Below are 24,000 nucleotides of genomic sequence, written 5' to 3'. Positions count from 1 at the left end.
GCCCGGCACAACCGCACGATGCGCAGTCGCACGGTCACGGAATGACAACGGCACCGCGGGAGGGCGGTGCCGCCGGGAGAGGGCCGGTGGCCGATTGAAGACCGTCAGGGAATGAAGACCGTCAGGGAATGACGACGACGGGGCGCTGGGCCCGTTTCGCGAGGCGGCCGGCCACCGAGCCGAAGATGCGCCCCATGATGCCGTGCGTCGAGCCCACCACGATCGCGTCGGCCGAGTACTCCCGGCCGACCTCCTCCAGCTCGTGGCAGATGTCCCCGCCGCGCTCGACGAGGATCCAGGGCACCTCGGCCAGATAGTCGGCGCAGGCCAGTTCCAGTCCCAGCACCTCGGTGCGGTGGTCGGGCACGTCCACAAAGACCGGCGGCTCGCAGCCCGCCCAGACCGTCGTCGGCAGGCGGTTGGCCACGTGCACGATGATCAGCCCTGATCCGGACCGGCGGGCCATTCCGATGGCGTAGGCGAGCGCCCGCTCGCTGGAGGTGGAACCGTCGAAGCCCACCACCACGCCGTGCCGGAAGGCCGGATCGCAGGGCTGGGGGCGTGCCTCCTCGGCCGCGCGCAGATCGGCCGACGCGGCGTCGGCGAGGCGCTTGCGCTTGCGGTCCGCGGGTTCGGGGATGTCGTGACCGGCCATGGGTGTCTCGGCGTTCGGATCCTCGGGAAGCAACGGGCGGATTGACGACGCTGGGTGACGGGAGGGTGTGCGGGAAGCATCTTCCCAGGCCTTTACCCACCAGGGTACGGCGACACTCCTGTCCTGCACAGGGCTTGCCGCCCTTGGAGAGCGTCCCAGGGAGCATGCCGGAGAGGGCCCTCCTTGGCAATGGCGGTTGGCCCCTACAGGCAGTGACGAGCCACCCGTGCGCGCAGTGACCGGCGCCCGTCGAACGGCGTTGGACAAGAGTCCGACCGTGTCAGGAAGAGCCCGCAGGGAGTACAGCCGTGCCAGGCCGTCCCGTTCACCCCGCCCGCCCCGACCGGCCGCACCGGCCCGCCCGCGAGGACCCCGCCGGGGACGTGGTGCGCTGGGCGGCGTTCAGCTGTCTGCTCGTCCCGGTGGTCCTCGTGGTCTACGGGACCTCCTTCGGCGGCGCCGCCGTCGCCACCCTCGGCCTGGTCGCGGTGACGGCCGCGTGCCGGGTCATGCTGCGGCTCTCGGAGAAGAACGAGAGAGCCGCCCGGGTGCTCGCGGAACCCGCGGGCCAGGCCGCCGCCCCGCACCGCGGCCGGCACTCCCGGACCGGGGCGGGTACGCACCGCGGCTGTCACTCCTCCGGGGGAACGACCACCCAGGACTGACCGGTTCGCACACCCGCCCCCGCATGTTTTCAGCCAACTTCACTTTCGAGTACAACCCTGGGCGGAATCCCCCCACACCCCCCCTACCACCAGCGTCGACGGCGGGAGGGGGGTTCGGAGACCCTATGAGTACTGGCCACCGCCAACCCTTCCGCTTCCTCGCGAGGTCGCGGAGTGGAACGCTTACTGATCGAATGCTTTTCGCCAAGTTGCCAAGTCGACATAGCGCTGCGTGCTGAACTTGTCACGCCGACAGCACGGCACGCAGTAGATTCGATCATGTATTTACGGCGGGGGACACGTGCAAGGCCGAGGGGAAACGTGCAGGTGCGACCAGACCAAGGAGTCGCGACACCCAAGGGGGGCTTAGCGCCATGAGCCAGGACTCCACCGCCGTCGTCGCGGACGCCGGCCGGAAGCTCGCGGGGCGCCGCCGCAGGGAAATCGTCGCGGTGCTGCTCTTCAGCGGCGGACCGATTTTCGAGAGTTCCATTCCACTCTCCGTGTTCGGCATTGACCGGCAGGACGCGGGAGTTCCACGCTACCGACTGCTCGTGTGCGCCGGGGAGGACGGTCCGCTGCGGACCACCGGCGGACTCGAACTGACCGCCCCGTACGGGCTGGAGGCCATTGCCCGCGCCGGCACCGTGGTCGTTCCGGCCTGGCGGTCCATCACTTCGCCACCGCCACCGGAGGCGCTGGACGCACTGCGTCTGGCGCACGAGGAGGGCGCGCGGATCGTCGGACTGTGCACGGGGGCCTTCGTGCTCGCCGCCGCCGGTCTGCTGGACGGCCGGCCCGCGACGACGCACTGGATGTACGCGCCGACGCTGGCCAAGCGGTACCCATCCGTCCATGTCGATCCGCGTGAACTGTTCGTCGACGACGGCGACGTGCTGACCTCCGCGGGCACCGCGGCCGGAATCGACCTGTGCCTGCACATCGTGCGCACGGACCACGGAAGCGAAGCGGCCGGGGCCCTGGCCCGCAGGCTCGTCGTGCCGCCGCGCCGCACGGGCGGACAGGAGCGCTACCTCGACCGGTCGCTGCCGGAGGAGATCGGCGCCGACCCGCTGGCCGAGGTGGTGGCCTGGGCCCTGGAGCACCTCCACGAGCAGTTCGACGTGGAGACGCTCGCGGCCCGCGCCTACATGAGCCGCCGCACCTTCGACCGGCGTTTCCGGTCGCTGACCGGCAGCGCACCGCTGCAGTGGCTGATCACCCAGCGGGTGCTGCAGGCCCAGCGGCTGCTGGAGACCTCGGACTACTCCGTGGACGAGGTCGCCGGCCGGTGCGGCTTCCGCTCCCCGGTCGCGCTGCGCGGGCACTTCCGGCGGCAGCTGGGATCCTCCCCGGCCGCCTACCGGTCCGCGTACCGGGCGCGCCGCCCGCAGAGCGAGGTGGCCGCGGTGTCCGAGATCACCGGTGGTCCGCTGCCGCACCAGCGCACTCCGCAGCCCCAGCGGGCCGCGGCGGCCCTGGCGGCCAGCGGCCCCACGGTCACCGAGCTCTACGCGCCGGGCCGGGCGCTGCGCGAGCACGCGTGACCGTCCGCCCGCGCACCACGGCGCGCGGGCGCACCGCCTGAGGTCCCCGGATCGGTCCATGACCGATCCGGGGACCTTCCGCATAAGGTGAGACACATGAACGATCGCATGGTGTGGATCGACTGCGAGATGACCGGGCTCTCGCTGACGGACGACGCACTTATCGAGGTGGCCGCACTGGTCACCGACTCGGAGCTCAACGTGCTCGGCGAAGGCGTGGACATCGTGATCCGCCCGCCGGACGCCGCCCTGGAGACCATGCCCGACGTGGTGCGCGAGATGCACACCGCGTCCGGCCTGCTCGACGAGCTGGCCGGCGGCACCACGCTGGCGGACGCCGAGGCCCAGGTCCTGGCGTACGTACGGGAGCACGTCAAGGAGCCCGGGAAGGCACCGCTCTGCGGGAACTCGGTCGGCACCGACCGCGGTTTCCTGCTGCGCGACATGCCGGTCCTGGAGGACTACCTGCACTACCGGATCGTCGACGTCTCCTCGATCAAGGAGCTGGCGCGCCGCTGGTACCCCCGGGCGTACTTCAACAGCCCGCCGAAGAACGGCAACCACCGGGCACTCGCGGACATCAAGGAGTCCATCGCGGAGCTGCGCTACTACCGCGAGGCGGTCTTCGTGCCGCAGCCCGGACCCGACTCGGACACCGCCCGGACCATCGCCGCGAAGCACGTCCTGCCCGCCGAGTAGCGCGCGCCGGACGGACCCGGAGCAAGGCCGAGGGGTAATGGGTGCGCGAGCACCCTCGAGAACCCTGTACGCTTTTCTTCGGCCGGTCGGAATTCCGACCGGACATGGTGGGTGTAGCTCAGTTGGTAGAGCACCTGGTTGTGGTCCAGGTGGCCGCGGGTTCGAGTCCCGTCACTCACCCTGTACGAGGGCCCCGGTTCGCGGAAGCGGATCGGGGCCTTCTGCGTTGTCGGCTCCGACTGCCGCAGCTGTGAGACCGGTCACGCCGACTCCCGGACCACCAGCTCGGTGGGCAACACCACGGCTCCGGGTTCTCCCGTCCCGGCGATCCGCGCCAGCAGGGCCCGCACCATTTCCCGGCCCATGTCCCGCACCGGCTGCCGGACACTGGTGAGCGGCGGGTCCAGGTGCCGGGCCACCACCGAGTCGCCGAAACCGACCAGGGCCACGTCTTCGGGTATCCGCCGGCCTGCCGCGCGCAGTTCCCGTCCGGCTCCCGCGGCCATCGCGTCGGAGGCGGCGAACACCGCGTCCAGTCCCGGCCGCCGGGACAGCAACGCCCGCATGGCCCGCCCGCCTCCCTCCTCGCTGCCGTCGCCGGCCTCGGTCAGTTGCCCGTCGGGGGTGAACCCCGCGGCTCGCAGAGCCTGCCGGTACCCCTCCAGCCGGCACCCGGAGGCGTAGTCGCCCGGAGGCCCGGAGATGGCGGCTATCGAGCGGCGGCCGTGCGCGAGGAGATGCCCGGTGGCGGCCCGGCCTCCCGCCAGGTGGTCGAAGTCCACGCAGGGCAGGTCCTCGCCGGCGGACCGGCGCCCGTCGGCCACCACGGGGATCCCCATCCCGGCCAGCAGTCCCGGCAGCGGGTCTCCCGGGCAGGAGGAGACCAGCAGCACCCCGTCCACACGGTGCGCCGCCAGGTACCGGGCCGCCCGGCGCCGCTCCTGGTCGCTGCCGGCCAGGGTGAGCAGCAGCCGCATCCCGCTCTCGGCCAGGGCCCCGGCAACGCCCAGGATCAGTTCGTGGAAGTCCCGCTCGCCACAGGAACGGTCTTCGTGCCCGGGCACGACCAGCGCCACGGAGTCGGTGCGGTGGGCGGCCAGCGCACGCGCGGCCGGGTTCGGTACGTAGCCCAGCTCCGCCACGGCGGCCTCCACCACCGCCCGGCTGTGCTCGCTGACCCTGGCCGATCCATTGATCACCCGGGACGCGGTGCCCCGGCCGACTCCGGCCCGGAGCGCCACCTCTTCGAGGGTCGGCCGTCGTCCTGCGCGTCCCCGCCCGCCGTCCATGGCTGCCTCCCGCCTCCCGCGTCGCGGAGGACCATACCGGTCAGCCGGTGAAATCGGCGGCGTGGTCCTCGCACCAGGTCCGGAAGGAGCGGGCGGGGTGGCCGGTGAGCAGTTCGACATCGCCGGTGACCGGGACGGGAAGGCCGTCGGAGGCGGACCAGAAGTCGAGCAGGGCCTCGGCGTACGGGCCGGGCACGTACTCGGCGACGTCGGTCTTCCACTGCTCGGGGCTGACGGTCTCGACGGGTATGGGACGCTCCAGCACGCCACCGAGGATCGAGAGCTGGGTGGTGAAGGTCAGCGCGTGCGGTCCGGTGAGGGTGTACGCGCGGCCGGCGAGGGCGGGGTCGGTGAGGGCCGCGAAGGCGGCTTCGGACAGGTCCGCCTCGTGGACCGGGTCGGCGTAGGCACCCGGGTAGGGCAGGCGGACGGGGGATCCGGACTTGATCGGCCAGGCCCAGCCGCGGGCGTTGCTCGCGAAGGAGCCGGGGCGCAGCAGGGTGGTGCGCAGCGGTGAGGCGAGGAGCGCCTCCTCGACGGCGAGGTGGGAAGCGGCGATCGGGCTGTCGGCGGCGTCGGGGGCGAGCACCGAGGAGGACGACAGCAGCACGACGTGCTCGACGCCCGCGGCGACCGCCTCCTTGACGAAGGCGTCGATGCCGCCCGCCTCGGCGTACAGGAAGACCGAGCTCACTCCGCGGAGCGCGGCGGGGAAGCAGGCCGGGTCGGCGAGGTCGCAGTGGACGGTGCCCGGGGTGTCCGGCCGGCGCGAGGCCGGTCGGTACTCCACGCCGTGGCGGTCGAGCAGGCCGGTGAGGCCGCGGGCGACGGCGCCCCGGCCGCCGGTGACGAGGATCGTCATGGTCGTTCCCTCCGGTCGGTGTGACACGGCAGCGAGCGGATACACTTCTGGCGTGACACAGATTCTTCGCGACGCATTCTCTGCGTCACGCAGATAAATTTGGACCATGGGAGATGCCGATGTCAACCGATTCCCCTCGTTCGGGTGAGGAATGGACCCGGGCCGAGCTCCTCGCGCGGGTCGTCACCGAGAGCCAGCGGCACTACGCCGACTACTCGCTCTTCAACCAGGCCATGGCCGACCGGCTGCACCTGCACCCCACCGACATGCAGTGCATCGCCCTCCTCGACATGGAGCCCGGTCCGGTGAGCACCGGCGACATCGCCCGCCTCACCGGCCTGACCTCGGGCTCCGCCACCCGGCTCGTCGACCGCCTGGCCAAGGCGGGCATCGTGGAGCGCAAGGCCGATCCCCTGGACCGCCGCCGCTCACTGGTCTCCCTCAACACCGAGGCGCGGGAGCGGATCAGCACTGCCTGGGAGACCCCGGGCCGCGCCTTCGGCGCCGTCCTGGACAGCTACTCCGACGCCGAACTCGCCGTCATCGCCGACTACCTGCACCGGGCGGCCGAGGTCGGCCGGGCCCAGGCGGAACGCCTCACCTCCGGCGGCTGACCTCCGGCGCCCTCCGGCGCCCTCCGGCGACCGAACTCCGGCAGCCGACCTCCCGGCGACCGAACTCCGCCAACGGACCACAGACCACCGCCGGCGGATCACCGCCGGCGGACCGGGAGTGTCAGTGGCCTCCCCAGGAGCCTCCGCCGCCCGCCCCCTGGATGTGGAAGTTGAAGTCGGCGTGGCCGAGGCTGCCCATCAGCCGCAGCCAGATCGGCAGCAGCATCTCGGTGCCGCGCGCGGTCTCGATGCCGCCGAGGTCGAGGATCGCCCCCTCCGGCCACCCGAAGGAGAGCAGGAGTTCACGGACGGCCTTCTTCGCGTCCGCGTCCTCCCCGCTCAGGAACACGTGGTGGTCGCCGGCCACCCGCGAGGGATCGACCATCACCAGGCAGTTCATGGTGTTGAGGGACTTCACCACGCGCAGCCCGGGGAAGGAGCGCTGGATCAGTTCGCCGAGGCTGTCCGAGTCCACCGGGTCCAGCCGGGGCGGAAAGCCGTGGGAGAAGTCCAGCGGGTTCGCCACGTCGAGGAGCACCTTGCCGTCCAGGTGGGCGGCGTCCGCCTCGGTGAGGGCGGCGATGGAGACCTGCCCGCCGGTGGCGTTGACCAGGATCTCGCCGAACCGGGCCGCCTCGGCGAAGCCGGCCAGGCGGACCTCCGGGTGGTCCGCCTGCCAGCTGGCGTAGGGCGGGATGCCCATGGTCCCGGGTTCGGTGCGGGCCATGGTGGCTTCGGGGTCCCGGGTGCCGATGACCACGTCGTGGCCGAGGCCGGCGAGCCGGCCGGCCAGCGTGCGGCCCACGATTCCGGTGCCGAGTACTGCGTAACGCATTGGGGTTCACCCCTTCAGGGAGTGCGGCGTGCAGTGCGCCACACCTCTACCACGCGCCGTACGGCTTCGGGGGCGCGCCGGTTCAGCCCTTCCGGGCGTGCTGCGTGGCCGCCATGCCCTTCTTCATGTCCTCGTGGTTCATCACCGGCTGGACCTCGACCTCGGCGTGGAGGTCGAAGAACAGCGGCTCCAGCAGCGCCGGCAGGGCCGAACTGTCCGTCAGGTCACAGACGATCCAGAACGACCGGACCCCTTCGGAAGGGCCGAAATACGCCGCTTCCGGCTTGAGTTTTTCGATCAGGTCGTCCATCAGGCCGGGCAGCTTGCCTCCCTTGATGGCCTCGTTGCCCGCCACCGTGTCGACATGGCCCCGGATCATGACTCTCATGTGTGACTCCTTCCGTCACACCCACCGTCCGGCGGGCCCGGCGGACCGGCAAGCTGCCGGACGCCGTCCGGGTCAGGCCGCCGGACGCCGTCCGGGTCACCTGCGGCGCTTGCGCCGCCCGGCCCGCCGGCTCCCGGCCTGCCCCAGCTCCCGCCCGTCCAGCCCGATCCACACCCGCACTTCGGTGCCGCCGAGCACCGAGCTGCCCAGCCGTACGTCGCCGCCGGTCGACTCCGCCACCCGCCGTACGATGTCCAGCCCCAGCCCCGTGGAACCGGTCCGGCCCCCGTCGTTGCCCCGCCGCAGCGCCGCGTCCGGATCGGCGATGCCCGGCCCCGCGTCCGAGACCAGCACGATCACGGCGCCCGGGGTCTCGTGCACGTCCACCGCGAACGGCGTGCCCTCCGGGGTGTGCCGGAACACGTTGCCGAGCATGGCGTCCATCGCCGCCACCAGCTCGGGCCGCGCCACCGGGATCCGTATCGTCCGGGAGGCCCCGGCGAGCCGGACCTCGCGCCCCTGGTCCTCGGCCAGCGCCGACCAGAACTCCATCCGCTCCCGGATCACCTCCGCGGCGTCGCAGCCCGCCGCCGCGACCGTCGTGGACCGCTGCTCCCGGGCCGTCCGGATGATCGCGTCCACCTCGCGCTCCAGCTGCTCGACCGCCGCACGGGTCTGTTCCGCGGCCGGCCCGTCCCCGAGGGATGCCGTGTTGAGCCGGAGCACCGTCAGCGGGGTGCGCAGCCGGTGCGAGAGGTCCGCGGCCAGCTCCCGCTCGTTCGCGAGCAGCTCCATCACCTGGTCGGCCATGGAGTTGAAGGCCACCGCCGCCGACTGGAGTTCCTTGGGACCGTCCTCTGGCACCCGGGCGCCCAGCCTGCCCTCGCCGAGCTCCTGGGCGGCGTCCGCGAGCCGCCTGGCCGGGCCGATCATGCGGGCGCCGAGCCGGTCCGCGACCGCCACCGAGCCCACGACCAGCGCGGCCCCGACCCCGGCGAGCACCAGCCAGGCCGTGGTCACCCCGTTGCTGACCTCGCTCTCCGGAACGAGGATCTCCACGACCGCGATGTCCCCGGTGCCGATGGCCGTGGGCTGCAGCAGGGCGAACCCGCCGCCCGCGGCGCGCACGGTCCGCGCGGAGCCCTCCTGCCGGGTCCGCTGCACGGCGTCCGTGCCGGCCCAGCCGGGCTCGCCGATGATCACGGCGGCCTCGCCGTTCACGGCCGGCACGTGCACGGCCATCCGCCGGAGCGCGCCCATGTCGGTGCTCTCCACGGCCCGGTGCAGCTGCTGGGCGTCGGTCGTGATCGACAGGGTGGGGCCGATGGTGGCGGCCTGCCGCTCGGCGTTGGAGAACGCCCGGTCGCGGGCCATCTCCTGGACCACCATGCCCAGCGGCACTGCGAAGGCCACGACCACCATCACGGTGACCGCCAGACACACCTTGACCAGCGCCCACCTCATGCGGCGCGCACCGCGCTCACCGCGGCGGCTCCAGCTTCACGCCGACGCCGCGCAGGGTGTGCAGATAGCGGGGGCTGGCCGCGGTCTCCCCCAGCTTCCGCCGCAGCCAGGACAGATGGACGTCGATGGTCTGGTCGTCGCCGTAGGACTGCTGCCAGACCTCGGCGAGCAGTTCGCGCCGGGCCACCACCACGCCGGGCCGCCCGGCGAGGAAGGCCAGCAGGTCGAACTCCCGCCGGGTGAGGTCGAGTACGGCCCCGTCGAGCTCGGCCTGGCGGCGCAGCGGGTCGATCGACAGCCCTCCCACCCGGAGCACCCGGGAGGGCGGCTCGGCTCCGGCCGCGGAGCGCGCGCGGCGCAGCACGGCGGCCATCCGGGCGGACAGGTGCTCCACGGAGAAAGGTTTCGTGAGGTAGTCGTCCGCGCCGTCGTTGAGCAGCCGGACGATCTCGGCCTCGTCGTCCCGGGCCGTCGCGATGATCACCGGTACGTCGGTGATGCCGCGCAGCATCTTCAGGGCCTCGGAGCCGTCCAGGTCGGGCAGTCCGAGATCGAGGATGACCACGTCGAAGCGGTGGTGCGCGACCTCCCTGAGGGCCTCCAGCGCCGTCCCGACACTGCGCACGGTGTGTGCGGCATCGGTCAGGTGCCGGATCAGAGCGGAACGCACGAACTGGTCGTCCTCGACCACGAGCACACTTGCCATGGCCCGCACCGTACGCCATCCGGGGGACCCGGCGGGGTGGCGGGCGGACTCCGGGACGGGTGGTGCAGTATGTGCGCTGATGCAACGAGGACTTGTCCACGCACTTGCCTGGACGCTGGCGACCGGGGCGGCGGTGACGCTGTCCTGGTGGGGCGTGCGCACGGTGATGTCCGGGACGGCGTACGACCGGCCGAAGGCCATCCCGCTGACCGCCGGGCCGCTGTCCTCCTCCACGCACGGCACGAAACCGGAATCCCCGTCGGCGTCGGCGTCGGGATCGGCATCGGCATCGGCCGGCCCGTCCCCGTCCCCGTCGGCTTCCGCCCCACCGTCCCCGCCCGCGCCGTCCGGCCCGTCCGGGAAGCCGTCGCGGACGTCCCCGCGCCCCTCCCCCAGTGCCGGGAATCCCACCGGCGGCAAGAGCACGGGCTCGGGCCGGGTGGAGGGCCGTACGGTCGACGGCGGCCGGGTGGTCTTCGAGCTGGGCACCTCCTCGGCCGAACTGGTGTCCGCGACGCCGTCGCCGGGCTGGCAGATGCAGCTCTGGAAGCAGCCCACGTGGATCCGCGTGACCTTCACCAAGGACGGCCGCGAGTCGTCCGTCTTCTGCACCTGGCACGACCGCCCCCCGACGGTCGAGACCTGGCAGACCTGAGGCCCGCCCTGACCACCCCCACAGTGGTACGGTAATGCCGTACGTATCAGCGCTGTCAGGTGCGATCCGGAGGTCGGCGCATGCCCATTTCGGCGAACGAAGCCCGTCAGAAGTTCTACCCGCTGATCCGGAAGGTCAACGAGGACCACGTGCCGATAGAGGTCACCTCTCGGGAGCACGGCGACATCGTCATGATGTCGGCCGAGGACTTCCGGTCATGGGAGGAGACGGTCTATCTGCTGCGCTCGCCGCGCAACGCGCAGTCCCTGATGGAAGCCGTCGCCCGCGACAGAGCCGGCGAAGGAGCGGTCACCACCTCCATGGAGGAGCTTTCTTCCCTGACCGGTGACGAATGAGGAGCATTCACTTCGACCCAGCCGCGTGGGACGACTTCCTGTTCTGGTTGAGCGCGGACCGGAAGATGGCCCGAAGGATCACGCGGCTGATCGAGGAGATCCAGCGAACCCCCTTCGCCGGAATCGGGAAGCCTGAACCCCTGAAGGGGGACCTGTCCGGCTACTGGTCCCGCCGAATCGATGACGAACATCGACTGGTCTACCGGGCCGACGACAAAGAAGTGAAGATCCTCAAGGCCCGCTACCACTACTGACCGCCCGCACCCCTGGCGCAACCGCGATCACCGGAACACCGCCGGCGGTGGCGCCGGGGAGGCGGTAGCCGAGGCGTCCGTGACGGGGGCCGCGCCGCCGGCGAAGTCCGTGAGGGCGCGGCCGTGTTCGACGCGGCCGGGGTGGGGGTCGCTCGCCACCCGCCGGGTGAAGTCGGCGACCGGGAGGTCGGTGTCGGAGGCCACCAGGACCGCATTGCCGAATCGTTTCGCCCGCCAGACCACCGGGTCCGCCGCCATCGCCAGCCGGCCGAAGCGGGAGGCGGCGGTCGCGATCTGCCCTCGCAGGTGCGCCAGCGGCGGCCCGTCCGCGAGGTTCGCGACGTACCACCCGGTGGGCGACAGCACCCGCCGTACGTCGTCCAGGAACTCGGCGCTGGTCAGGTGGGCCGGCGTACGGGCGCCGCCGAACACGTCCGCGATCACCAGGTCCGCCCAGCCGTCCGGGAGCTTGGCCAGGCCGGCCCGGGCGTCCAGCGCGCGGACCCGGATCCGGGCCTGCGGGTCCAGCGGCAGGTGCTGCCGGACGAAGGCCACCAGCCCGGCGTCGATCTCCACGATCTGCTGGCTCGACCTGGGGCGGGTGGCGGCGGTGTACCGGGCGAGGGTGAAGGCGCCGCCGCCCAGGTGGACCACGTTCAGCGGCTGCCGGGCCGGTCCGGCCAGGTCGATCAGGTGCCCGATCCGCCGCTGGTAGGCGAAGTCGAGGCGGGTCGGCTCGTCGAGGTCCACGTGGGACTGCGGGGCGCCGTCGATCAGCAGGGTCCACGCGCGGGAGCGGTCACGGTCGGGGGCCAGCTCGGCCGTGCCGCCGTCCACCTGTCCGGTGACCGCCTCGGATATCCCGTTCTCGCGCTCGCCACCGCGCCGTCTGCTTCGTGCCACTGACCCATTATCGCCGGTCAGCGGCGTGTTCCGGATGTCGGACCGGGCAGGTCAGCGGCAGCTGTCCGCCGCCTCGATCAGCCGGGCCGCCTCACCGAGGGCCGCGCGCAGCACCTCCGGATCGGTCACCTCGCCGGCGCCCGCGTCCGGCGGGAGGAGCCAGCCGGTGCCCGCGCCGCCGGTGGTGGGGGCACCGCTCATCGCCGGGACCTCGTCGAACCGCATGCCGCGCCCGTTGGTCTGCGTACAGGCGCTGCCGGGGAGGTCCCAGGCGTCGGCGGTACCGGCCGGGACGAGGAATCCGAGGGTGTCGCCCGCACCGTCGTGGAGGACCGGGCCCACCCCCGTCGCGGAGGCGGCGGCGCGGCGGATGATGTCGACCGCCTCCAGCCCCTGCCGGGCGGGCACGGTCACGAGGTCAGGGGCGATGTCCGGCACGGATGCGGTGCCGGCGCTCGCTGCGAAGTTCTCCATCCCGGCCTCCAACAAGGGAACCCCTCCTCCTGCTCCTTGACCACTCCTCATGGTTCAACGCCCGGGAACGTCAACGGTGGCGGCGGTGAGCCGCCGCAAAGGATGGCAGTTCATGGCAGATCGCGGGTGAGATATCCCTTTTGTAGCCAAACAGTGTGTGGAGGCGGGGCACCTGGCGGTACGTTCATGCGCGCCGGACCCCCCACCAGAACCCGGCAGGAGTTCTCGCCAGAGAGGCCACGTCGATGACGGCGTCCCCCATCTCCCTCACGCCCAACACCTCCTTCCGGCGGCTGCGCGGCCGGCATTCCCCCGCCGAGTTCGCGGCCCTGGTGCGCCGGGCGGCACGGGAGATCGGAGAAACGGTTTCCTGCGACGCGCGCTACATCGGCCGCGTCGAGTCCGGCGAGATCCGCTGCCCCAACTACGCCTACGAGCGGGTCTTCCTGCACATGTTCCCCGGGCGCACCCTGGCCGACCTCGGATTCTCCCCACGCGAGGCGGTCCGTGGCCGGGACCGCCTCCGATTCCCCGCTCTGCCCACCGCATCCGTCTTCGTCCCGTCCCCCACCCCCTTCGAGGAGAGCGACGTGCTGCGTCGCGCATTCATGGCCGGCGGCTCGGCCACCGTGGCCGCCGCCGCGATCGACTTCAGCCCGCTGGGCGACCACCGCCGGACACCGGGCCGGGCCGGGGCGTCCGAGGCCGCCGCCGTCGAGGAAGCCGTACGCCGGATCCGGCTGCTGGACGACCGGCACGGCGCGGACGACCTGTACCGCCGGGCCGCCGAACCGCTGCGCGCGGCCTACGCGCTGCTGGACGCCGGGGCCATGCGGCAGTCCACCGAGGACCGGATCCAGGCGGGCGCGGGTGAACTGGCCCTCTCGGTGGGCTGGCTGGCGCACGACTCGGGCCGGTACGAGGACGCCCGGTCGCACTACGCGGAGGCGCTGGCCACCGCCCGGGTGTCCGGGGACGCCGGGCTGGAGGCCCACGCCTTCTCCAACACGGCCTTCCTGGCCCGGGACGGCGGGCGGCCGCGCGAGGCCGTCCGGGCGGCCCAGGCGGGACTGCGGGCGGCCCGAGGGCTGGGCTCGCCGCGGCTGCTGTCGCTGCTCTCGCTGCGGGAGGCCGGCGGCTGGGCGGGGCTGGGGGACCGCCGGTCCTGCGAGGAGGCGCTGAGCCGGGCGCACTCCCACTTCGCGCGCGGGGAGTCGCCCGCCGACCCGGAGTGGATGTCCTTCTTCGGGGAGGCGGAGCTGGAGTCCCTGGAGTCGCGGTGCTGGGCGGGACTGGGTGAGTACGGGCGGGCCGCGAGGCACGCGCGGCGTGCGGCGGACCTGCAGGAACCGCATTTCGCGCGGAACACGGCGCTGTACACCGCGGAGCTCGCCGAGGACCTGGCGCGGGCGGGGGCGCCGGACGAGGCGGCGTGGGCGGGCGAGCAGGTGCTGGACCGGCTGGCGGAGGTGCGGTCCACACGGGTGCGGTCGATGCTGTCGGGGACCGCGCGGGCGCTGGTGCCGCATCAGCGGTCGCCGCGGGTCGCGGCGTTCCTGGCGCGGCATGCGGAGGCGTAGAGCGGGGCGCGGCTGAGCTCGGCTCTGCGCGCTCGGCTCTGCGCGCTCGGCTCTGCCGGGCCGGGCCGGTCAGGCAGGGCCGGGCGCGGCGCGGGCCGTGGGGTGCGCTCCGGCTGGGCGGGGGTGCGGAAGCCGAGCGGGGTGTCCCGGTGTGCCCACCCGTCCCGCCCTGCGGGACGCCTGCCCACACCGGGGGTGGCTTACAGGTGGCCCGTGTCGTTCCAGCGGTCGAGGGCGGGGGCGCCGTATTGCCAGCCGAGGACCGACAGGGAGGTCGGGTCGAGGCGGATGCGGGAGCCGAAGAAGATGTCCTCGCCCAGCCAGCGGGCGGCCAGGCTGCGCAGGATGTGGCCGTGGGCGAAGACGAGGACGTCCCGCTCGGCCGAACGGGCCCAGGCCACGATCGCGTCGGCGCGCGCGGTGACCTCCGCGGTCGACTCGCCGCCGGGCGCGCCGTCGCGCCAGAGCAGCCAGCCGGGCCGGACCGCCTGGATCTCGGCCGGCGTCATGCCCTCGTGGTCGCCGTAGTCCCACTCCATCAGCGCGTCCCACGGCTCGGCCTGCCCGCCGAACCCGGCCAGGTCGCAGGTCTCGCTCGCGCGGACCAGCGGGCTGGTCCGCACCTCGACCCCGCGGAGCCCGGACCACGGGTCCCGGGCCAGCCGCTCGCCGAGCAGCTTCGCCCCGCGCCGGCCCTCCTCCAGCAGGGGGACGTCCGTCCGCCCGGTGTGCTTGCCGGAGAGCGACCAGGCGGTCTGTCCGTGGCGGGCGAGCAGGATGCGGGGGGGCATGTCGGTTTCTCCCAGGTTCGTACCTGTTGGATAGTCCGACAATCATCCATCACGTGAACGCGGGGCAACCCATCCGCTTCCGAGATCGTCTTACGTCGTATGACTGAACGGCACCGGCCCACCCGTTGGTGGGCCGAACTGCTGCTGCTGGGCCTCGTCTACGGCGTGTACTCAGGCGGCAGACTCCTCGCACGCGGCGACGTAGACCTCGCCGTGGAACACGGCCTCTCCATACTCCGGTTCGAGCACGTCCTCGGGATGGATTTCGAACGGCCCCTGAACCGCCTGTTCACCGAGCAGGCGTGGATCGGGGTGCCCGCCGACTTCGTCTACGCCTCCCTGCACTACCTCGTCACCCCGGTCGTGCTGGTCTGGCTGTACCGGCGCCGGCCCGCCCAGTACCGGTTCGCCCGCACCTGGCTGGTGTCCTCCACCCTGCTCGGTCTCATCGGCTTCACCCTGATGCCGACCTGCCCGCCCCGGCTGCTCGACGCCGCGCACGGGTTCACCGACACGATGGCGTACTACAGCGGCTACGGCTGGTGGGGCGCGGAGGCCAGCGCGCCGCGCGGCATGGGCGGGTTCACCAACCAGTACGCGGCGATGCCGAGTCTGCACGTGGGCTGGGCCCTGTGGTGCGGGGTGCTGCTCTGGGCGTACGGCCGGACCCCCCTGCTGAAAGCTTTCGGTCTTGCGTATCCGCTGGTCACGACGGTGGTGGTGATGGGCACCGCGAACCACTACTTCCTCGACGCGGTGGCCGGCGCAGCCGTCATGGGGGCCGGATTCCTGATCGCCCAGCGGATCGGTTCCCGAAGCCGCACCCGGATTGTCAGTGGCGGATGGGACACTTCCGCGGGTGAGCTCCTACCCAAGCAGCGTCCCGCCGCCGAAGACGACTCTCCGGCAGCGGCTCGCTGACCTGCGCGGCCCCGCCGTGCCACCCCGCCCGCTGGACGCCCGGGCACTGGCTGCGCTCGCCGCCAACCCCGGCTGCGGCAGACGCGCCCTGCTCGACGGCGCCGGGGTGGACAAGACCGCGCTGGCCACGGCCCTCGGCACGGCGGCCGCGTTCGGCCAGTCGCAGTTCGCCATCGTCCGCGGGCACTCCTTCGAAGCCGCCGTCAAGGGGGACGGCGGCTCCGCGCTGCTCCGCCTGGTGCACGACCGGCTCGGCGCCGGCAGCGAACCGCCGGGCCGGTCGGCCCGTGTCCCCGACCTCTCCGCGGCGGGCCCCGAGGGCCGGGCCGGGCGGACGGCGCTGGCGCTGCGCGAGGCCACCGAGGCGGCACTCACCGAGGGCGTCTGGACCCTGCTGGACCACCCGATGCTGGCGCTGGAGGTGGCCGGCACCCCGGCCTACCTGGAGCCGGACGCGATCGTGGCGCACCCCGACGGCCGCTGGACGGTCGTCGAGATCAAGTCCTTCCCGATGATCGACGGCACGGCCGACCCCGCCAAGGTGGGGGCCGCCGCCCGCCAGGCCGCCGTCTACGTGCTGGCCCTGGAGAAGACCGCCGCCCGGCTGGAGGGCGCCGAGGTCGCCCACCGGGCGCTGCTGGTCTGCCCGAAGGACTTCTCCAACCTGCCGACCGCGGCCGTGCTCGACATCCGCAAGCAGCGCGCGGTCACCCGGCGCCAGCTGGACCGGCTGACCCGGGTCGAGGACCTCGCCGCCGGACTTCCCGAGGGTCTCAGCTTCGACCCGTCCCGGCCGGCGGAGGAACTGGCCGAGGCGGTCGGAGCGGTGGCCGCGGCCTACGCCCCCGACTGCCTGGCCGCCTGCGAACTGGCCTTCCACTGCCGGGAGCGGGCCCGCGAGGACGGCTCCGTGACCGTGCTGGGCCGGTCCGTGCGCGCCGAGCTGGGCGTCCTGACCACGGTCGGCGAGGCCCTGGCCGCCGCCGACGGGACTCCGGCCCCGCCCGCCCCCGCCGAGTGCGCCGCCGACACCGACCGAGCCCCCGGCGGGGCGGAGCAGGATCCGACGGTGGAGGCCCTGCGGTACGCCGCACGGCTGCGCGCCGAAGCCCTGCACATCGCCGGCACCCCCGGCGCCCGCCCGCAGCACCGACCGGAGGCTCCGGAATGTCCCTGCTGAGCACCCTGGCCCGGCTGGAGGCCCTCCGCGCGGGGCGGGCCCGGCCGCTGGCGACCGTACGGCACCGGCATCTGAGCGAGCGCCCGCTGGTCTTCGTACCGCTGACCACCGCCGGTGAGGCCGGCGCCCCGCTCGGCGCGATGCTGGGCACGGACCCGGAGGAGCCGCGGATCCTGGTCATACCGCAGCCCCGGGACCGGGACCTGCGCTGGGAGTTCCTGGCCGACCTGGCCGCGTACGTGATCCCGTACGTCGAGGGGTTCGCGGACGAGGTGGAGCCCGCCGAGCGGACCGAGACCGACCCGGAGACCGGCAAGCGGGTCAAGGTCGAGACGGAACTGTGCACGGACGCCCCGCAGATCGTCGTGCCCAGCCGGGCGGGCATCGACTACGTACGGCTGCTCGGCCGCTCGATGCGGTTCCGCCGGACGGCGGAGGAGGACCCGGAGGCCCCCTACCCCGCGCCCGAACGGGTGCCGCTGCTGGGGCGCTGGTTCACCCATCTCGCCGAGCGGTCCCGGGTACCGGGGTCCTCGATGCTGGTCTCGGCGACGGACCTGCTGTCCCGGCACTGGGCGACCGGCCAGAGCAACCTGGAGGACCAGCACCTCGGTTCGCTGCTGGGCTGGATCGATCCCCCCGAGGGGGTTCCGGGTGAGGAGGCGGCACGACGGGCCGAGCTGGTCCGGGACGCGGCGGGGCAGCTGCTGGTGCCGCCGGCCGGCCCGGCCACCGACCCCGCCTTCGACAACAAGCTGCTGGCCCCGGCCATGGCCCGCTTCGACGCGGCCCGGTCGCACGGGGAGCCGCGCGACGCGGACGGTCCGCGGCTCACGGAGCGGGCGCTCCGGGAGCTGGTGGTGTCACAGATGGAACCCACCTGGCGGGCGGTGTGGCGGTCGCTGGACCTGGTCCGGGACCTGCCGCCCGGCGAGCACACCGAGGAGCGCTGGACCCGCGACCGCTGGTCGTTCACCGGGCACCGGGACCGGGTGCGCGCGGGTGAGCCGCCGCAGCCGCGCCGCGACGACGCGGTGACGGCGGCGCAGAAGCTGGCCTCGCGGGAGACCGAGCAGACCCGGCTGGACGCGCAGGAGGCGCTGGACGACCCGCTGGTGATGGCGGGCCGGAGGCTGTCCGGCGAGGCCTTCGCGGGCGAGGTCACCGAGGTGGTGATGGAGTGGACGGAGGCCAAGTCGCCCAAGCCGCGTCCGCTGGTGATCGTGGCCACCGACGACCGCCCGCAGCTGCCGGAGGGCGGCGGCGGGAAGGTGTACCGCTCGCTGGACGGGCGCCCGCAGGCAGCCCTGTTCGTGCGGCGCGAGGAGGACGGCCGGCTGGTGCTGCGGCTGCTGGACAAGATGGGCCGGGGACGGGACCCGGAGCCGGGCTCGGTGCCGGAGAAGGGCGACCGGGTGTGCTGGACGCTGTTCGAGCACGACGCGCGCGGCGGCCCGAAGCTGCCGGACCCGGATAACACCCCGTGGACGCACGGCGGCCCGCCTGGCGCCCTGACCGCCGCGATGCCGCAGGGCGCGCCCGACCCCGTGACCGACGAGGACCTCCTGTGAGCCGTCAGACCACAACCGCGTTCGATCCGGGCGCGGCGGCCGAGCGCGCCACCGCGGCGATCCTGCACGACACCCTGCACAGCCCGCAGCGCGGCGTGGTCGTCGACTCCCCGCCGGGCGCCGGGAAGTCCACGCTGGTGGTGCGGGCGGCCCGGGAGCTGGCCGCGACCGGGCGCCGGCTGATGATCGTCGCGCAGACCAACGCACAGGTGGACGACCTGGTGCTGCGGCTGGCCGAGAAGGACCCGGAGCTGCGGGTGGGCCGGCTGCACAGCAGCGACGCCGACGCCTACGACCCGGCGCTGCTCGGGCTGGAGTCGGTGGTGCTGTCGGCGAAGCCGGGTGACCTGGCCGAGCTGCCGGTGGTGATCTCCACCGCGGCGAAGTGGGCGTACGTCCAGGGCGTGGAGCCCTGGGAGCACGCGATCGTCGACGAGGCGTACCAGATGCGGTCGGACGCGCTGCTGGCCGTGGCCGGGCTGTTCGAGCGGGCGCTGTTCGTGGGTGACCCGGGGCAGCTCGACCCGTTCAGCGTGGTCGGGGCCGAGCAGTGGGCGGGGCTGTCGTACGACCCGTCGGCCTCGGCGGTGTCCACGCTGCTCGCGCACAACCCGGAGCTGCCGCAGCACCGGCTGCCGGTGTCCTGGCGGCTTCCGGCGTCCGCGGCGCCGCTGGTCTCCCGCGCGTTCTACCCGTACTCGCCGTTCCGCAGCGGCACGGACCACGGGGACCGGCGGCTGGGCTTCGGCACGGCCTCGGACGGCTCGGGGCCGGACCGGGTGCTGGACGTGGCGGCGGAGTCGGGCTGGGGCCTGCTGGAGCTGCCCGCCCGGCACACCCCGCGGACGGATCCGGAGGCGGTCCGGGCGGTGGCCCTGGTGGTCCGGCGGGCCCTGGACCGCGGCGCGGTCACCACGGACGAGCGGTCGCCGGACCCGGCGCCGCTGACGGCGGACCGGATCGCGGTGGGCACGGCCCACCGCGACCAGGCGGCGGCGGTGCGTACGGCGCTGGCGGAGCTGGGGGTGTCCGGGGTCACGGTGGACACGGCCAACCGCCTGCAGGGCCGCGAGTACGACCTCACGGTGGTGCTGCACCCGCTGTCCGGCCGGCCGGACGCGACGGCCTTCCACCTGGAGACGGGCCGCCTGTGCGTGCTGGCCTCCCGGCACCGGCACGCCTGTGTGGTCGTCGCCCGCGCGGGCATCGCCGACCTCCTCGACGAACACCCGTCGGTGGAACCGGTCCAACTGGGCGCGGCCGTCAAATTCCCGGACGGCTGGGAGGCGAACCACGCTGTGCTGCAACAACTCGCCGAACACCGCGTGGCCTGGCGGCCCTGAGGCAAGGGCTGCCAAGTGGTGATGACGGCCGGTCAGTCGAGGGACTTCCAGAATCCGTAGCGGTGGTCCTTCGCGAAGTGCACCGGGCGGATGCCGTTCGGGCCCGAGGCGAGGGACAGCGCGTTCACCGCAGCGGGGGTGGTGGGCTTCCAGTCCGCCGTGGAGCCGGGCGTCCCGGTGCGGGCGAAGTCCGTCCAGATGCGGATCATGTCGTCGGACAGGGCCCGCTGGGCCGGGGTGAGCTGCTCGTGCGCGGCGAGTTCGAAGATGTAGGGGAGTTCGAAGGTGTGCGGGGCGCCCGTCGGCCCGGCCGGCTTCGGAATGCTCGGGCCGGCGTACCAGGGGACATCGTTCTCGGCGAACTCGTAGGTGTACGTGCGGGTGCGCGCGGACAGCGCGCGGCCCATGTCCACGGTGTAGCGGGACCAGTTGCCGTCGGTGAGGGCGGCGGCCAGGGCGAGGGCGTACGAGCCGTCGTACGCGTCGGCGGGGTAGCGGGCGGCGATGGCCCGGGCCCGCTCCGCACCGAACTCCGGTTCCAGGAAGGCGAGGACGTCGGCCTGGTCGAGCCGGGCGTCCGGGTCGCCCGTCGTCGCCTTCTTCTGTCCTTCCATCGCGTACACCCGGCCGCGTTCCTCGTCCCGGTTGGTGCCGAGCAGCACCGGCACCCGGTTGAAGCGGCCCGAGGCGAAGGCCTCGCGCGGGGTCCGGGGCAGCAGCGTGCCGCCGTAGGACGGTGCGTACGCGGGCTCCTGTCCGAACGGGGCACGCACCAGGTACTCGGTGTCGGCCGTGCGCCAGTCGGCCGGGGCACCGGCCTGCTTGAGCCGGTCGGTGATCCCGGCTGCCGTCCGCTCGCCGTCCGCCAGCGCGGCCGCACGGTCGCGTCCGCCCTCGTCGCCGGTGCAGGGGGCGCTCTGGAGGATGACCCGGTCGAAGAGCCCGGCGGAGGACGGGGCGACCATGTGGGCGCAGCTGCTGTGGCCGCCGGCGGACTCGCCGAACAGGGTGACGTTGTGCGGGTCGCCGCCGAAGGCCGCGGCGTTGCGGCGGACCCAGCGCAGGGCTTCCTGCTGGTCGAGGAACCCGTAGTTGCCGGATTCGCCGCGCTTTTCGAGGTCTGGGTGGGCGAGGTAGCCCAGGGCGCCGAGCCGGTAGTTGACGGTGACGGCGATCACGTCGCCCTGGGCTGCCAGCCGCCCGGCGCCGTGCATGGCACCCGCGCCGTCGTTGTGGTCGCCACCGTGCAGGTAGACCATCACGGGCCGGGGCCGGGCCGGGCTGGTCCGCGGGGTGGTCACGTTCAGGAAGAGGCAGTCCTCGTTGTCGGAGAACGTGCCGAGGGGTGCGATGACTCCGGTCTGGGGGCAGGCGGGGCCGGGCCGTGTGGCGTCGAGGATGCCGGCCCGGCGCGGGGCCGGGGCGGGCGGGGCCCAGCGGCGTTCGCCGGTGGGCGGGGCGGCGTACGGGATGCCTTGGAAGGTGCGCACCGTGTCGGTGACCGTGCCGCGCACGAGGCCCTGGTCGGTGCGTACGGTCGGGCCGTCGGCGTGGCGCGCCGCGGCGGCCGTCCCGGAGGTGCCGGCCGCGCCGGCGGCGGTGCCCGCGGTGAGCGCGAGGGTGACGCCGACGGCGAGGGCGAGGAGAGGGCGTGCTGTCCGCTTCAACATGTAGACAAACGTATGGATCTGACGGTCCGGCGGTCAGCCGGACAACCCCCGGGCGCGGGGTGGGGCTACCCCCCCCGCCATCGTCAGGTGCGCCAGGGAGGGGAGTCGTTGAAGGCGGCTGCGAGGGTGTCGCCGAGGGCGGCCAGCGCCTCCAGCTGGTCGGGGGTGAGGAGGTCGATCAGGTGCCGGCGGACGGATTCGACGTGCATCGGGGCGGCCTCCACGATGACAGCGAAGCCGGCCTCGGTGAGGACGACCTCGGCCCCGCGGCCGTCCGCGGCCACTCCCTCGCGGCGGACCAGGCCTCGCTGTTCCATGCGGGTCAGCTGGTGGGAGAGGCGGCTGCGGGACCACAGCATGAGTTCGGCGAGGCCGCTGATCCGGCGGCGCCGGTCGGGGCTGCGGCTGAGCATCGCCAGTACGTCGTAGTCGGATTCGGAGAGCCCGCTGTCGCGGGCGAGGTCCCGGGCGATCGCGGCGTTGACCAGCGGGACCGCGCGCCGCCAGGCCTGCCAGGCGCGCATTTCGGCCTCGTCGAGCCAGCGCGGCTCGGGCTCCGGTCCGGACGGAGCGTGGGAGGTGTCGCTCATGGGGCCACTGTATCCAGGTAGGTGATATGTCATCTAGATGGTTGACACGTCATCGACTCACGGGTTTTATTGATGACACGTCAACTACTGGCGCCTGATCAACGGGGGTTCTCCATGCCGCGCCTGCTCGTCATCTCCACCAGCACCCGCCCGGTCTCCACCGGCCGCCCGCTCGCCACCTGGATCGGCGGGGTCGCCGAACAGCACGAGGGCTTCGAGGTCGTCCCGGCGGACCTCGCCGAGATAAACCTGCCCCTGCTCGACGAGCCGGCGGCGCCCGCCTCCGGCGAGCCGTACGTCCACCAGCACACCAAGGACTGGAGTGCGCTGATCGAGTCCGCCGACGCCGTGCTCTTCGTGCTCACCATGTACAACGGCGCCTTCACGGCCCCGCTGAAGAACGCCGTCGACTTCCTCTACCGCGAGTGGCAGGGCAAGCCGGTCGGCCTGGTCAGCTACACCGCCGGCCCGTCCGGCGGCACCCAGGCCGCCGAGGGCATCGCCACCGTGCTGACGCGGCTCGGCGCCCGCGTGGCCGAGAGCCGCGCCGCGGTCCCCAGCATCTACGGCCTCCTCGGCGACGAGGGCTTCACCGCTCCGGAGGGCCTCGCCGAGCAGGTGGCCGAGGTCCTCGACGAGCTGGCCAAGCTGGCCACCGAGGAGTCCGTCACCGCGTGACGAGCGCCCCCGCCAGGTGGTCGTAGGCGATGTGGGCGTGCAGCCGGACTCCGGTGACGAGGGTGTGGTCGTCGGCGTAGAAGCCCGGGTGGTGATTGCGGACGACTCCGCGGCCACCCGGCTCCGGCACCGCCTCCCCGTGCTCGTCCAGCACGGAGTCCTGCACGCCGAGCATCACGTACAGGCCGCCGAAGCGGTCGATCAGCTCGGACACGTCGTCGTAGCCGAGGGTGCCGCCGGTCTCGACGAGCCGGCCCTGACCGGCCACCCGGCGCAACGTGGGCAGCGCCGCCGTCACCCAGGCCTCGCTGTTGTGCACGGCCGGCACGTCCTGCAGGTACTCGACGGCCGCCGTGCAGCCGTACGCGCGCGCCGTGTGCTCGGCGAGCACCGTCAGCCGGGACCGGACCTCCGCCATGTCCTTCTCCTCCGCGCACCGGACGGTGCCCCAGAGGGTGACGGTCTCGCCGATGACGTTGAACCGGCCCACGTCCTCGATGTGCCCGATGGACACCGTGACCGGCGTGAACGCGGAGACCTGCCGGTAGAGCTGGCCGATCCCGGTGAGGAGCGCGCCGGCCGCCGGCATGGGGTCGACGCCGTGCCAGGGCGTGGAGCCGTGCGTCTGCTTCCCGTCGACGGTGATGCGGACCAGGCTGGACGCCGCGTACTGGTTGCCCACCCGGTAGCCGACGCACCCCTTGGGGTGCGGGGTGACGTGCATCCCGAAGGCCATGGTGGGCACGGGGTCCGCGAAGGCGCCCTCGGCCACCATCCGGCGGGCCCCGCCCTCCTCGTCCACCGGCGGACCCTCCTCGGCCGGCTGGAAGACGAACAGCACCGTGCCGGGCAGCCGGTCCCGTACGCCGGCCAGCACGACGGCGGCGCCGAGCAGCATCGCCGTGTGGCAGTCGTGCCCGCAGGCGTGCGAGACGCCCGGGACGGCGGAGGCGAAGGCGGTGCCGCAGCGGTCGGGAACGGGCAGCGCGTCGGTGTCGGCGCGGAGCGCGGCCACCCGGTGCCCCGGCAGACCCCCGCGCAGCACCCCGACCACGCCGTGGCCGGCGATGCCGGTGCGGACCTCGTCGAGTCCGAGGCCGCGCAGTGCCGCGGCGACGGTCCGGGCGGTGGCCTCCTCCCGGTTGGACAGCTCGGGGTGCCGGTGCAGGTGGTGCCGCCAGGCGATGACCTGCGGTGCGGCCCCGGCGGCCAGGCGGTCGAGCTCCTCGTGCATCCCCGCTCCTCCTCGATGTGTCGCTTCCCCCGGTCTGCCCGGCCGCACCACCCGGGTACTCCCCCGTCTCGCACTT

General features: G+C 73.4%; 26 protein-coding genes and 1 tRNA gene. 14 read left to right on the top strand and 13 right to left on the bottom strand.

Annotated elements, in window-relative coordinates:
- Positions 1 to 121: 121 nt before the first annotated feature.
- On the bottom strand, positions 122 to 655 hold the full coding sequence (locus ACGFQ9_RS19070) for a universal stress protein (protein ID WP_393574996.1): 534 nt from the start codon (positions 653 to 655) through the stop codon (positions 122 to 124).
- A gap of 308 nt (positions 656 to 963) precedes the next feature.
- On the opposite strand from ACGFQ9_RS19070, the gene ACGFQ9_RS19065 reads away from it, so the two are divergent.
- The 4 genes from ACGFQ9_RS19065 to ACGFQ9_RS19050 all read left to right on the top strand — a co-directional run bounded on the left by ACGFQ9_RS19065 (position 964) and on the right by ACGFQ9_RS19050 (position 3,746).
- Positions 964 to 1,320 carry a hypothetical protein gene (locus tag ACGFQ9_RS19065; protein ID WP_393574995.1) on the top strand — a complete coding sequence of 119 codons (357 nt, stop codon included), beginning with the start codon at positions 964 to 966 and terminating at the stop codon, positions 1,318 to 1,320.
- A 374-nt stretch (positions 1,321 to 1,694) separates the two neighbouring features.
- A complete protein-coding gene (locus tag ACGFQ9_RS19060; RefSeq protein WP_393574994.1) occupies positions 1,695 to 2,867 on the top strand; it encodes a helix-turn-helix domain-containing protein in 1,173 nt (390 codons plus the stop codon).
- 96 nt (positions 2,868 to 2,963) lie between these two features.
- The gene (gene orn / locus ACGFQ9_RS19055) at positions 2,964 to 3,566 is read left to right on the top strand and encodes an oligoribonuclease (RefSeq protein WP_393574992.1); all 603 of its coding nucleotides are present in this window, start codon (positions 2,964 to 2,966) and stop codon (positions 3,564 to 3,566) included.
- A gap of 107 nt (positions 3,567 to 3,673) precedes the next feature.
- Positions 3,674 to 3,746, top strand: a tRNA-His gene (locus tag ACGFQ9_RS19050).
- An 80-nt stretch (positions 3,747 to 3,826) separates the two neighbouring features.
- On the opposite strand, the gene ACGFQ9_RS19045 is transcribed toward ACGFQ9_RS19050, so the two are convergent.
- Both ACGFQ9_RS19045 and ACGFQ9_RS19040 read right to left on the bottom strand, forming a co-directional pair.
- Positions 3,827 to 4,855, bottom strand: coding sequence for a LacI family DNA-binding transcriptional regulator (locus ACGFQ9_RS19045; protein WP_393574990.1), 1,029 nt, complete (start codon positions 4,853 to 4,855; stop codon positions 3,827 to 3,829).
- A 40-nt stretch (positions 4,856 to 4,895) separates the two neighbouring features.
- A complete protein-coding gene (locus ACGFQ9_RS19040) occupies positions 4,896 to 5,717 on the bottom strand; it encodes an NAD(P)H-binding protein (protein ID WP_393574989.1) in 822 nt (273 codons plus the stop codon).
- A gap of 119 nt (positions 5,718 to 5,836) precedes the next feature.
- Here ACGFQ9_RS19040 and ACGFQ9_RS19035 point away from each other — a divergent pair, with 119 nt between their 5' ends.
- The gene (locus tag ACGFQ9_RS19035; protein ID WP_393574987.1) at positions 5,837 to 6,331 is read left to right on the top strand and encodes a MarR family winged helix-turn-helix transcriptional regulator; all 495 of its coding nucleotides are present in this window, start codon (positions 5,837 to 5,839) and stop codon (positions 6,329 to 6,331) included.
- A 121-nt stretch (positions 6,332 to 6,452) separates the two neighbouring features.
- Here the strand turns inward: ACGFQ9_RS19035 and ACGFQ9_RS19030 are convergent, their stop codons facing one another.
- The 4 genes from ACGFQ9_RS19030 to ACGFQ9_RS19015 all read right to left on the bottom strand — a co-directional run bounded on the left by ACGFQ9_RS19030 (position 6,453) and on the right by ACGFQ9_RS19015 (position 9,724).
- The gene (locus ACGFQ9_RS19030) at positions 6,453 to 7,166 is read right to left on the bottom strand and encodes an NADPH-dependent F420 reductase (protein WP_393574986.1); all 714 of its coding nucleotides are present in this window, start codon (positions 7,164 to 7,166) and stop codon (positions 6,453 to 6,455) included.
- An 82-nt stretch (positions 7,167 to 7,248) separates the two neighbouring features.
- Entirely contained in the window at positions 7,249 to 7,554 is a 306-nt protein-coding gene (locus ACGFQ9_RS19025; protein WP_393574984.1) for a hypothetical protein, read from the bottom strand.
- 96 nt (positions 7,555 to 7,650) lie between these two features.
- On the bottom strand, positions 7,651 to 9,018 hold the full coding sequence (locus tag ACGFQ9_RS19020) for an ATP-binding protein (protein WP_393574982.1): 1,368 nt from the start codon (positions 9,016 to 9,018) through the stop codon (positions 7,651 to 7,653).
- Between the two features lie 16 nt (positions 9,019 to 9,034).
- Positions 9,035 to 9,724, bottom strand: a complete 690-nt coding sequence (locus tag ACGFQ9_RS19015) for a response regulator transcription factor (protein ID WP_393574980.1) — start codon at positions 9,722 to 9,724, stop codon at positions 9,035 to 9,037.
- Positions 9,725 to 9,803: 79 nt separating this feature from the next.
- Here ACGFQ9_RS19015 and ACGFQ9_RS19010 point away from each other — a divergent pair, with 79 nt between their 5' ends.
- From ACGFQ9_RS19010 to ACGFQ9_RS19000, 3 genes are all read left to right on the top strand, one after another.
- On the top strand, positions 9,804 to 10,379 hold the full coding sequence (locus tag ACGFQ9_RS19010) for a hypothetical protein (RefSeq protein WP_393574978.1): 576 nt from the start codon (positions 9,804 to 9,806) through the stop codon (positions 10,377 to 10,379).
- A gap of 80 nt (positions 10,380 to 10,459) precedes the next feature.
- The gene (locus ACGFQ9_RS19005; RefSeq protein WP_393574977.1) at positions 10,460 to 10,735 is read left to right on the top strand and encodes a type II toxin-antitoxin system Phd/YefM family antitoxin; all 276 of its coding nucleotides are present in this window, start codon (positions 10,460 to 10,462) and stop codon (positions 10,733 to 10,735) included.
- Complete coding sequence (locus ACGFQ9_RS19000; protein ID WP_393574976.1) at positions 10,732 to 10,989, top strand: Txe/YoeB family addiction module toxin; 258 nt, start codon at positions 10,732 to 10,734, stop codon at positions 10,987 to 10,989. Before ACGFQ9_RS19005 ends, ACGFQ9_RS19000 begins: the two co-directional genes overlap by 4 nt.
- A 27-nt stretch (positions 10,990 to 11,016) precedes the next feature.
- Here ACGFQ9_RS19000 and ACGFQ9_RS18995 read toward each other — a convergent pair whose 3' ends face one another.
- Both ACGFQ9_RS18995 and ACGFQ9_RS18990 read right to left on the bottom strand, forming a co-directional pair.
- Positions 11,017 to 11,892, bottom strand: coding sequence for a spermidine synthase (locus ACGFQ9_RS18995; RefSeq protein WP_393574975.1), 876 nt, complete (start codon positions 11,890 to 11,892; stop codon positions 11,017 to 11,019).
- Positions 11,893 to 11,943: 51 nt separating this feature from the next.
- Entirely contained in the window at positions 11,944 to 12,366 is a 423-nt protein-coding gene (locus ACGFQ9_RS18990; protein ID WP_393574974.1) for a hypothetical protein, read from the bottom strand.
- Between the two features lie 245 nt (positions 12,367 to 12,611).
- Between ACGFQ9_RS18990 and ACGFQ9_RS18985 the strand changes: the two genes are divergently transcribed.
- Positions 12,612 to 13,946, top strand: coding sequence for a tetratricopeptide repeat protein (locus tag ACGFQ9_RS18985; protein WP_393574973.1), 1,335 nt, complete (start codon positions 12,612 to 12,614; stop codon positions 13,944 to 13,946).
- 200 nt (positions 13,947 to 14,146) lie between these two features.
- Here the strand turns inward: ACGFQ9_RS18985 and ACGFQ9_RS18980 are convergent, their stop codons facing one another.
- The gene (locus ACGFQ9_RS18980; protein WP_393574972.1) at positions 14,147 to 14,737 is read right to left on the bottom strand and encodes a histidine phosphatase family protein; all 591 of its coding nucleotides are present in this window, start codon (positions 14,735 to 14,737) and stop codon (positions 14,147 to 14,149) included.
- A gap of 99 nt (positions 14,738 to 14,836) precedes the next feature.
- Here ACGFQ9_RS18980 and ACGFQ9_RS18975 point away from each other — a divergent pair, with 99 nt between their 5' ends.
- Genes ACGFQ9_RS18975 through ACGFQ9_RS18960 form a run of 4 tightly spaced genes read left to right on the top strand, consistent with a single transcriptional unit; the run spans position 14,837 to position 19,752 of the window.
- Complete coding sequence (locus tag ACGFQ9_RS18975) at positions 14,837 to 15,658, top strand: phosphatase PAP2 family protein (RefSeq protein ID WP_393574971.1); 822 nt, start codon at positions 14,837 to 14,839, stop codon at positions 15,656 to 15,658.
- The gene (locus tag ACGFQ9_RS18970; RefSeq protein WP_393574970.1) at positions 15,597 to 16,838 is read left to right on the top strand and encodes a hypothetical protein; all 1,242 of its coding nucleotides are present in this window, start codon (positions 15,597 to 15,599) and stop codon (positions 16,836 to 16,838) included. The genes ACGFQ9_RS18975 and ACGFQ9_RS18970 overlap by 62 nt, the downstream gene beginning before the upstream one ends.
- Complete coding sequence (locus tag ACGFQ9_RS18965) at positions 16,826 to 18,409, top strand: hypothetical protein (RefSeq protein ID WP_393574968.1); 1,584 nt, start codon at positions 16,826 to 16,828, stop codon at positions 18,407 to 18,409. The genes ACGFQ9_RS18970 and ACGFQ9_RS18965 overlap by 13 nt, the downstream gene beginning before the upstream one ends.
- On the top strand, positions 18,406 to 19,752 hold the full coding sequence (locus ACGFQ9_RS18960) for an AAA domain-containing protein (RefSeq protein WP_393574967.1): 1,347 nt from the start codon (positions 18,406 to 18,408) through the stop codon (positions 19,750 to 19,752). The genes ACGFQ9_RS18965 and ACGFQ9_RS18960 overlap by 4 nt, the downstream gene beginning before the upstream one ends.
- A 32-nt stretch (positions 19,753 to 19,784) precedes the next feature.
- Here the strand turns inward: ACGFQ9_RS18960 and ACGFQ9_RS18955 are convergent, their stop codons facing one another.
- Both ACGFQ9_RS18955 and ACGFQ9_RS18950 read right to left on the bottom strand, forming a co-directional pair.
- Positions 19,785 to 21,422: a carboxylesterase/lipase family protein gene (locus ACGFQ9_RS18955; RefSeq protein WP_393574965.1), complete on the bottom strand. Its 1,638-nt coding sequence runs from the start codon at positions 21,420 to 21,422 to the stop codon at positions 19,785 to 19,787.
- Positions 21,423 to 21,505: 83 nt separating this feature from the next.
- Positions 21,506 to 22,012 (bottom strand): MarR family winged helix-turn-helix transcriptional regulator, encoded by a 507-nt coding sequence (locus ACGFQ9_RS18950; protein WP_393574964.1) that lies wholly within the window; start codon positions 22,010 to 22,012, stop codon positions 21,506 to 21,508.
- A 114-nt stretch (positions 22,013 to 22,126) separates the two neighbouring features.
- Between ACGFQ9_RS18950 and ACGFQ9_RS18945 the strand changes: the two genes are divergently transcribed.
- On the top strand, positions 22,127 to 22,690 hold the full coding sequence (locus tag ACGFQ9_RS18945; protein WP_393574963.1) for an NADPH-dependent FMN reductase: 564 nt from the start codon (positions 22,127 to 22,129) through the stop codon (positions 22,688 to 22,690).
- Here the strand turns inward: ACGFQ9_RS18945 and ACGFQ9_RS18940 are convergent.
- Positions 22,680 to 23,924: a M20 family metallopeptidase gene (locus ACGFQ9_RS18940; protein ID WP_393574961.1), complete on the bottom strand. Its 1,245-nt coding sequence runs from the start codon at positions 23,922 to 23,924 to the stop codon at positions 22,680 to 22,682. The two genes, ACGFQ9_RS18945 and ACGFQ9_RS18940, sit on opposite strands and share 11 nt — an antisense overlap.
- Positions 23,925 to 24,000 lie beyond the last annotated feature (76 nt).

The sequence above is a fragment of the Streptomyces sp. NPDC048603 genome (assembly GCF_043199475.1).
Classification (GTDB): domain Bacteria; phylum Actinomycetota; class Actinomycetes; order Streptomycetales; family Streptomycetaceae; genus Streptomyces.
Note: the sequence above shows the minus strand (reverse complement) of the source record. Positions and strands in the feature narration are given on the sequence as shown.

What these genes read in the sequence shown, in the direction of transcription:
- ACGFQ9_RS19010 (WP_393574978.1), top strand. Translation starts at nt 9,804, where the DNA reads ATGCAACGAGGACTTGTCCACGCACTTGCCTGGACGCTGGCGACCGGG.
- ACGFQ9_RS18950 (WP_393574964.1), bottom strand. Translation starts at nt 22,012, where the DNA reads ATGAGCGACACCTCCCACGCTCCGTCCGGACCGGAGCCCGAGCCGCGC.
- ACGFQ9_RS19000 (WP_393574976.1), top strand. Translation starts at nt 10,732, where the DNA reads ATGAGGAGCATTCACTTCGACCCAGCCGCGTGGGACGACTTCCTGTTC.
- ACGFQ9_RS19040 (WP_393574989.1), bottom strand. Translation starts at nt 5,717, where the DNA reads ATGACGATCCTCGTCACCGGCGGCCGGGGCGCCGTCGCCCGCGGCCTC.
- ACGFQ9_RS19005 (WP_393574977.1), top strand. Translation starts at nt 10,460, where the DNA reads ATGCCCATTTCGGCGAACGAAGCCCGTCAGAAGTTCTACCCGCTGATC.
- ACGFQ9_RS18985 (WP_393574973.1), top strand. Translation starts at nt 12,612, where the DNA reads ATGACGGCGTCCCCCATCTCCCTCACGCCCAACACCTCCTTCCGGCGG.
- ACGFQ9_RS19020 (WP_393574982.1), bottom strand. Translation starts at nt 9,018, where the DNA reads ATGAGGTGGGCGCTGGTCAAGGTGTGTCTGGCGGTCACCGTGATGGTG.
- ACGFQ9_RS18945 (WP_393574963.1), top strand. Translation starts at nt 22,127, where the DNA reads ATGCCGCGCCTGCTCGTCATCTCCACCAGCACCCGCCCGGTCTCCACC.
- ACGFQ9_RS18955 (WP_393574965.1), bottom strand. Translation starts at nt 21,422, where the DNA reads ATGTTGAAGCGGACAGCACGCCCTCTCCTCGCCCTCGCCGTCGGCGTC.
- ACGFQ9_RS18965 (WP_393574968.1), top strand. Translation starts at nt 16,826, where the DNA reads ATGTCCCTGCTGAGCACCCTGGCCCGGCTGGAGGCCCTCCGCGCGGGG.
- ACGFQ9_RS18940 (WP_393574961.1), bottom strand. Translation starts at nt 23,924, where the DNA reads ATGCACGAGGAGCTCGACCGCCTGGCCGCCGGGGCCGCACCGCAGGTC.
- ACGFQ9_RS18975 (WP_393574971.1), top strand. Translation starts at nt 14,837, where the DNA reads ATGACTGAACGGCACCGGCCCACCCGTTGGTGGGCCGAACTGCTGCTG.
- ACGFQ9_RS18990 (WP_393574974.1), bottom strand. Translation starts at nt 12,366, where the DNA reads ATGGAGAACTTCGCAGCGAGCGCCGGCACCGCATCCGTGCCGGACATC.
- ACGFQ9_RS19045 (WP_393574990.1), bottom strand. Translation starts at nt 4,855, where the DNA reads ATGGACGGCGGGCGGGGACGCGCAGGACGACGGCCGACCCTCGAAGAG.
- ACGFQ9_RS19030 (WP_393574986.1), bottom strand. Translation starts at nt 7,166, where the DNA reads ATGCGTTACGCAGTACTCGGCACCGGAATCGTGGGCCGCACGCTGGCC.
- ACGFQ9_RS18980 (WP_393574972.1), bottom strand. Translation starts at nt 14,737, where the DNA reads ATGCCCCCCCGCATCCTGCTCGCCCGCCACGGACAGACCGCCTGGTCG.
- orn (WP_393574992.1), top strand. Translation starts at nt 2,964, where the DNA reads ATGAACGATCGCATGGTGTGGATCGACTGCGAGATGACCGGGCTCTCG.
- ACGFQ9_RS19060 (WP_393574994.1), top strand. Translation starts at nt 1,695, where the DNA reads ATGAGCCAGGACTCCACCGCCGTCGTCGCGGACGCCGGCCGGAAGCTC.
- ACGFQ9_RS19070 (WP_393574996.1), bottom strand. Translation starts at nt 655, where the DNA reads ATGGCCGGTCACGACATCCCCGAACCCGCGGACCGCAAGCGCAAGCGC.
- ACGFQ9_RS19025 (WP_393574984.1), bottom strand. Translation starts at nt 7,554, where the DNA reads ATGAGAGTCATGATCCGGGGCCATGTCGACACGGTGGCGGGCAACGAG.
- ACGFQ9_RS19035 (WP_393574987.1), top strand. Translation starts at nt 5,837, where the DNA reads ATGTCAACCGATTCCCCTCGTTCGGGTGAGGAATGGACCCGGGCCGAG.
- ACGFQ9_RS19015 (WP_393574980.1), bottom strand. Translation starts at nt 9,724, where the DNA reads ATGGCAAGTGTGCTCGTGGTCGAGGACGACCAGTTCGTGCGTTCCGCT.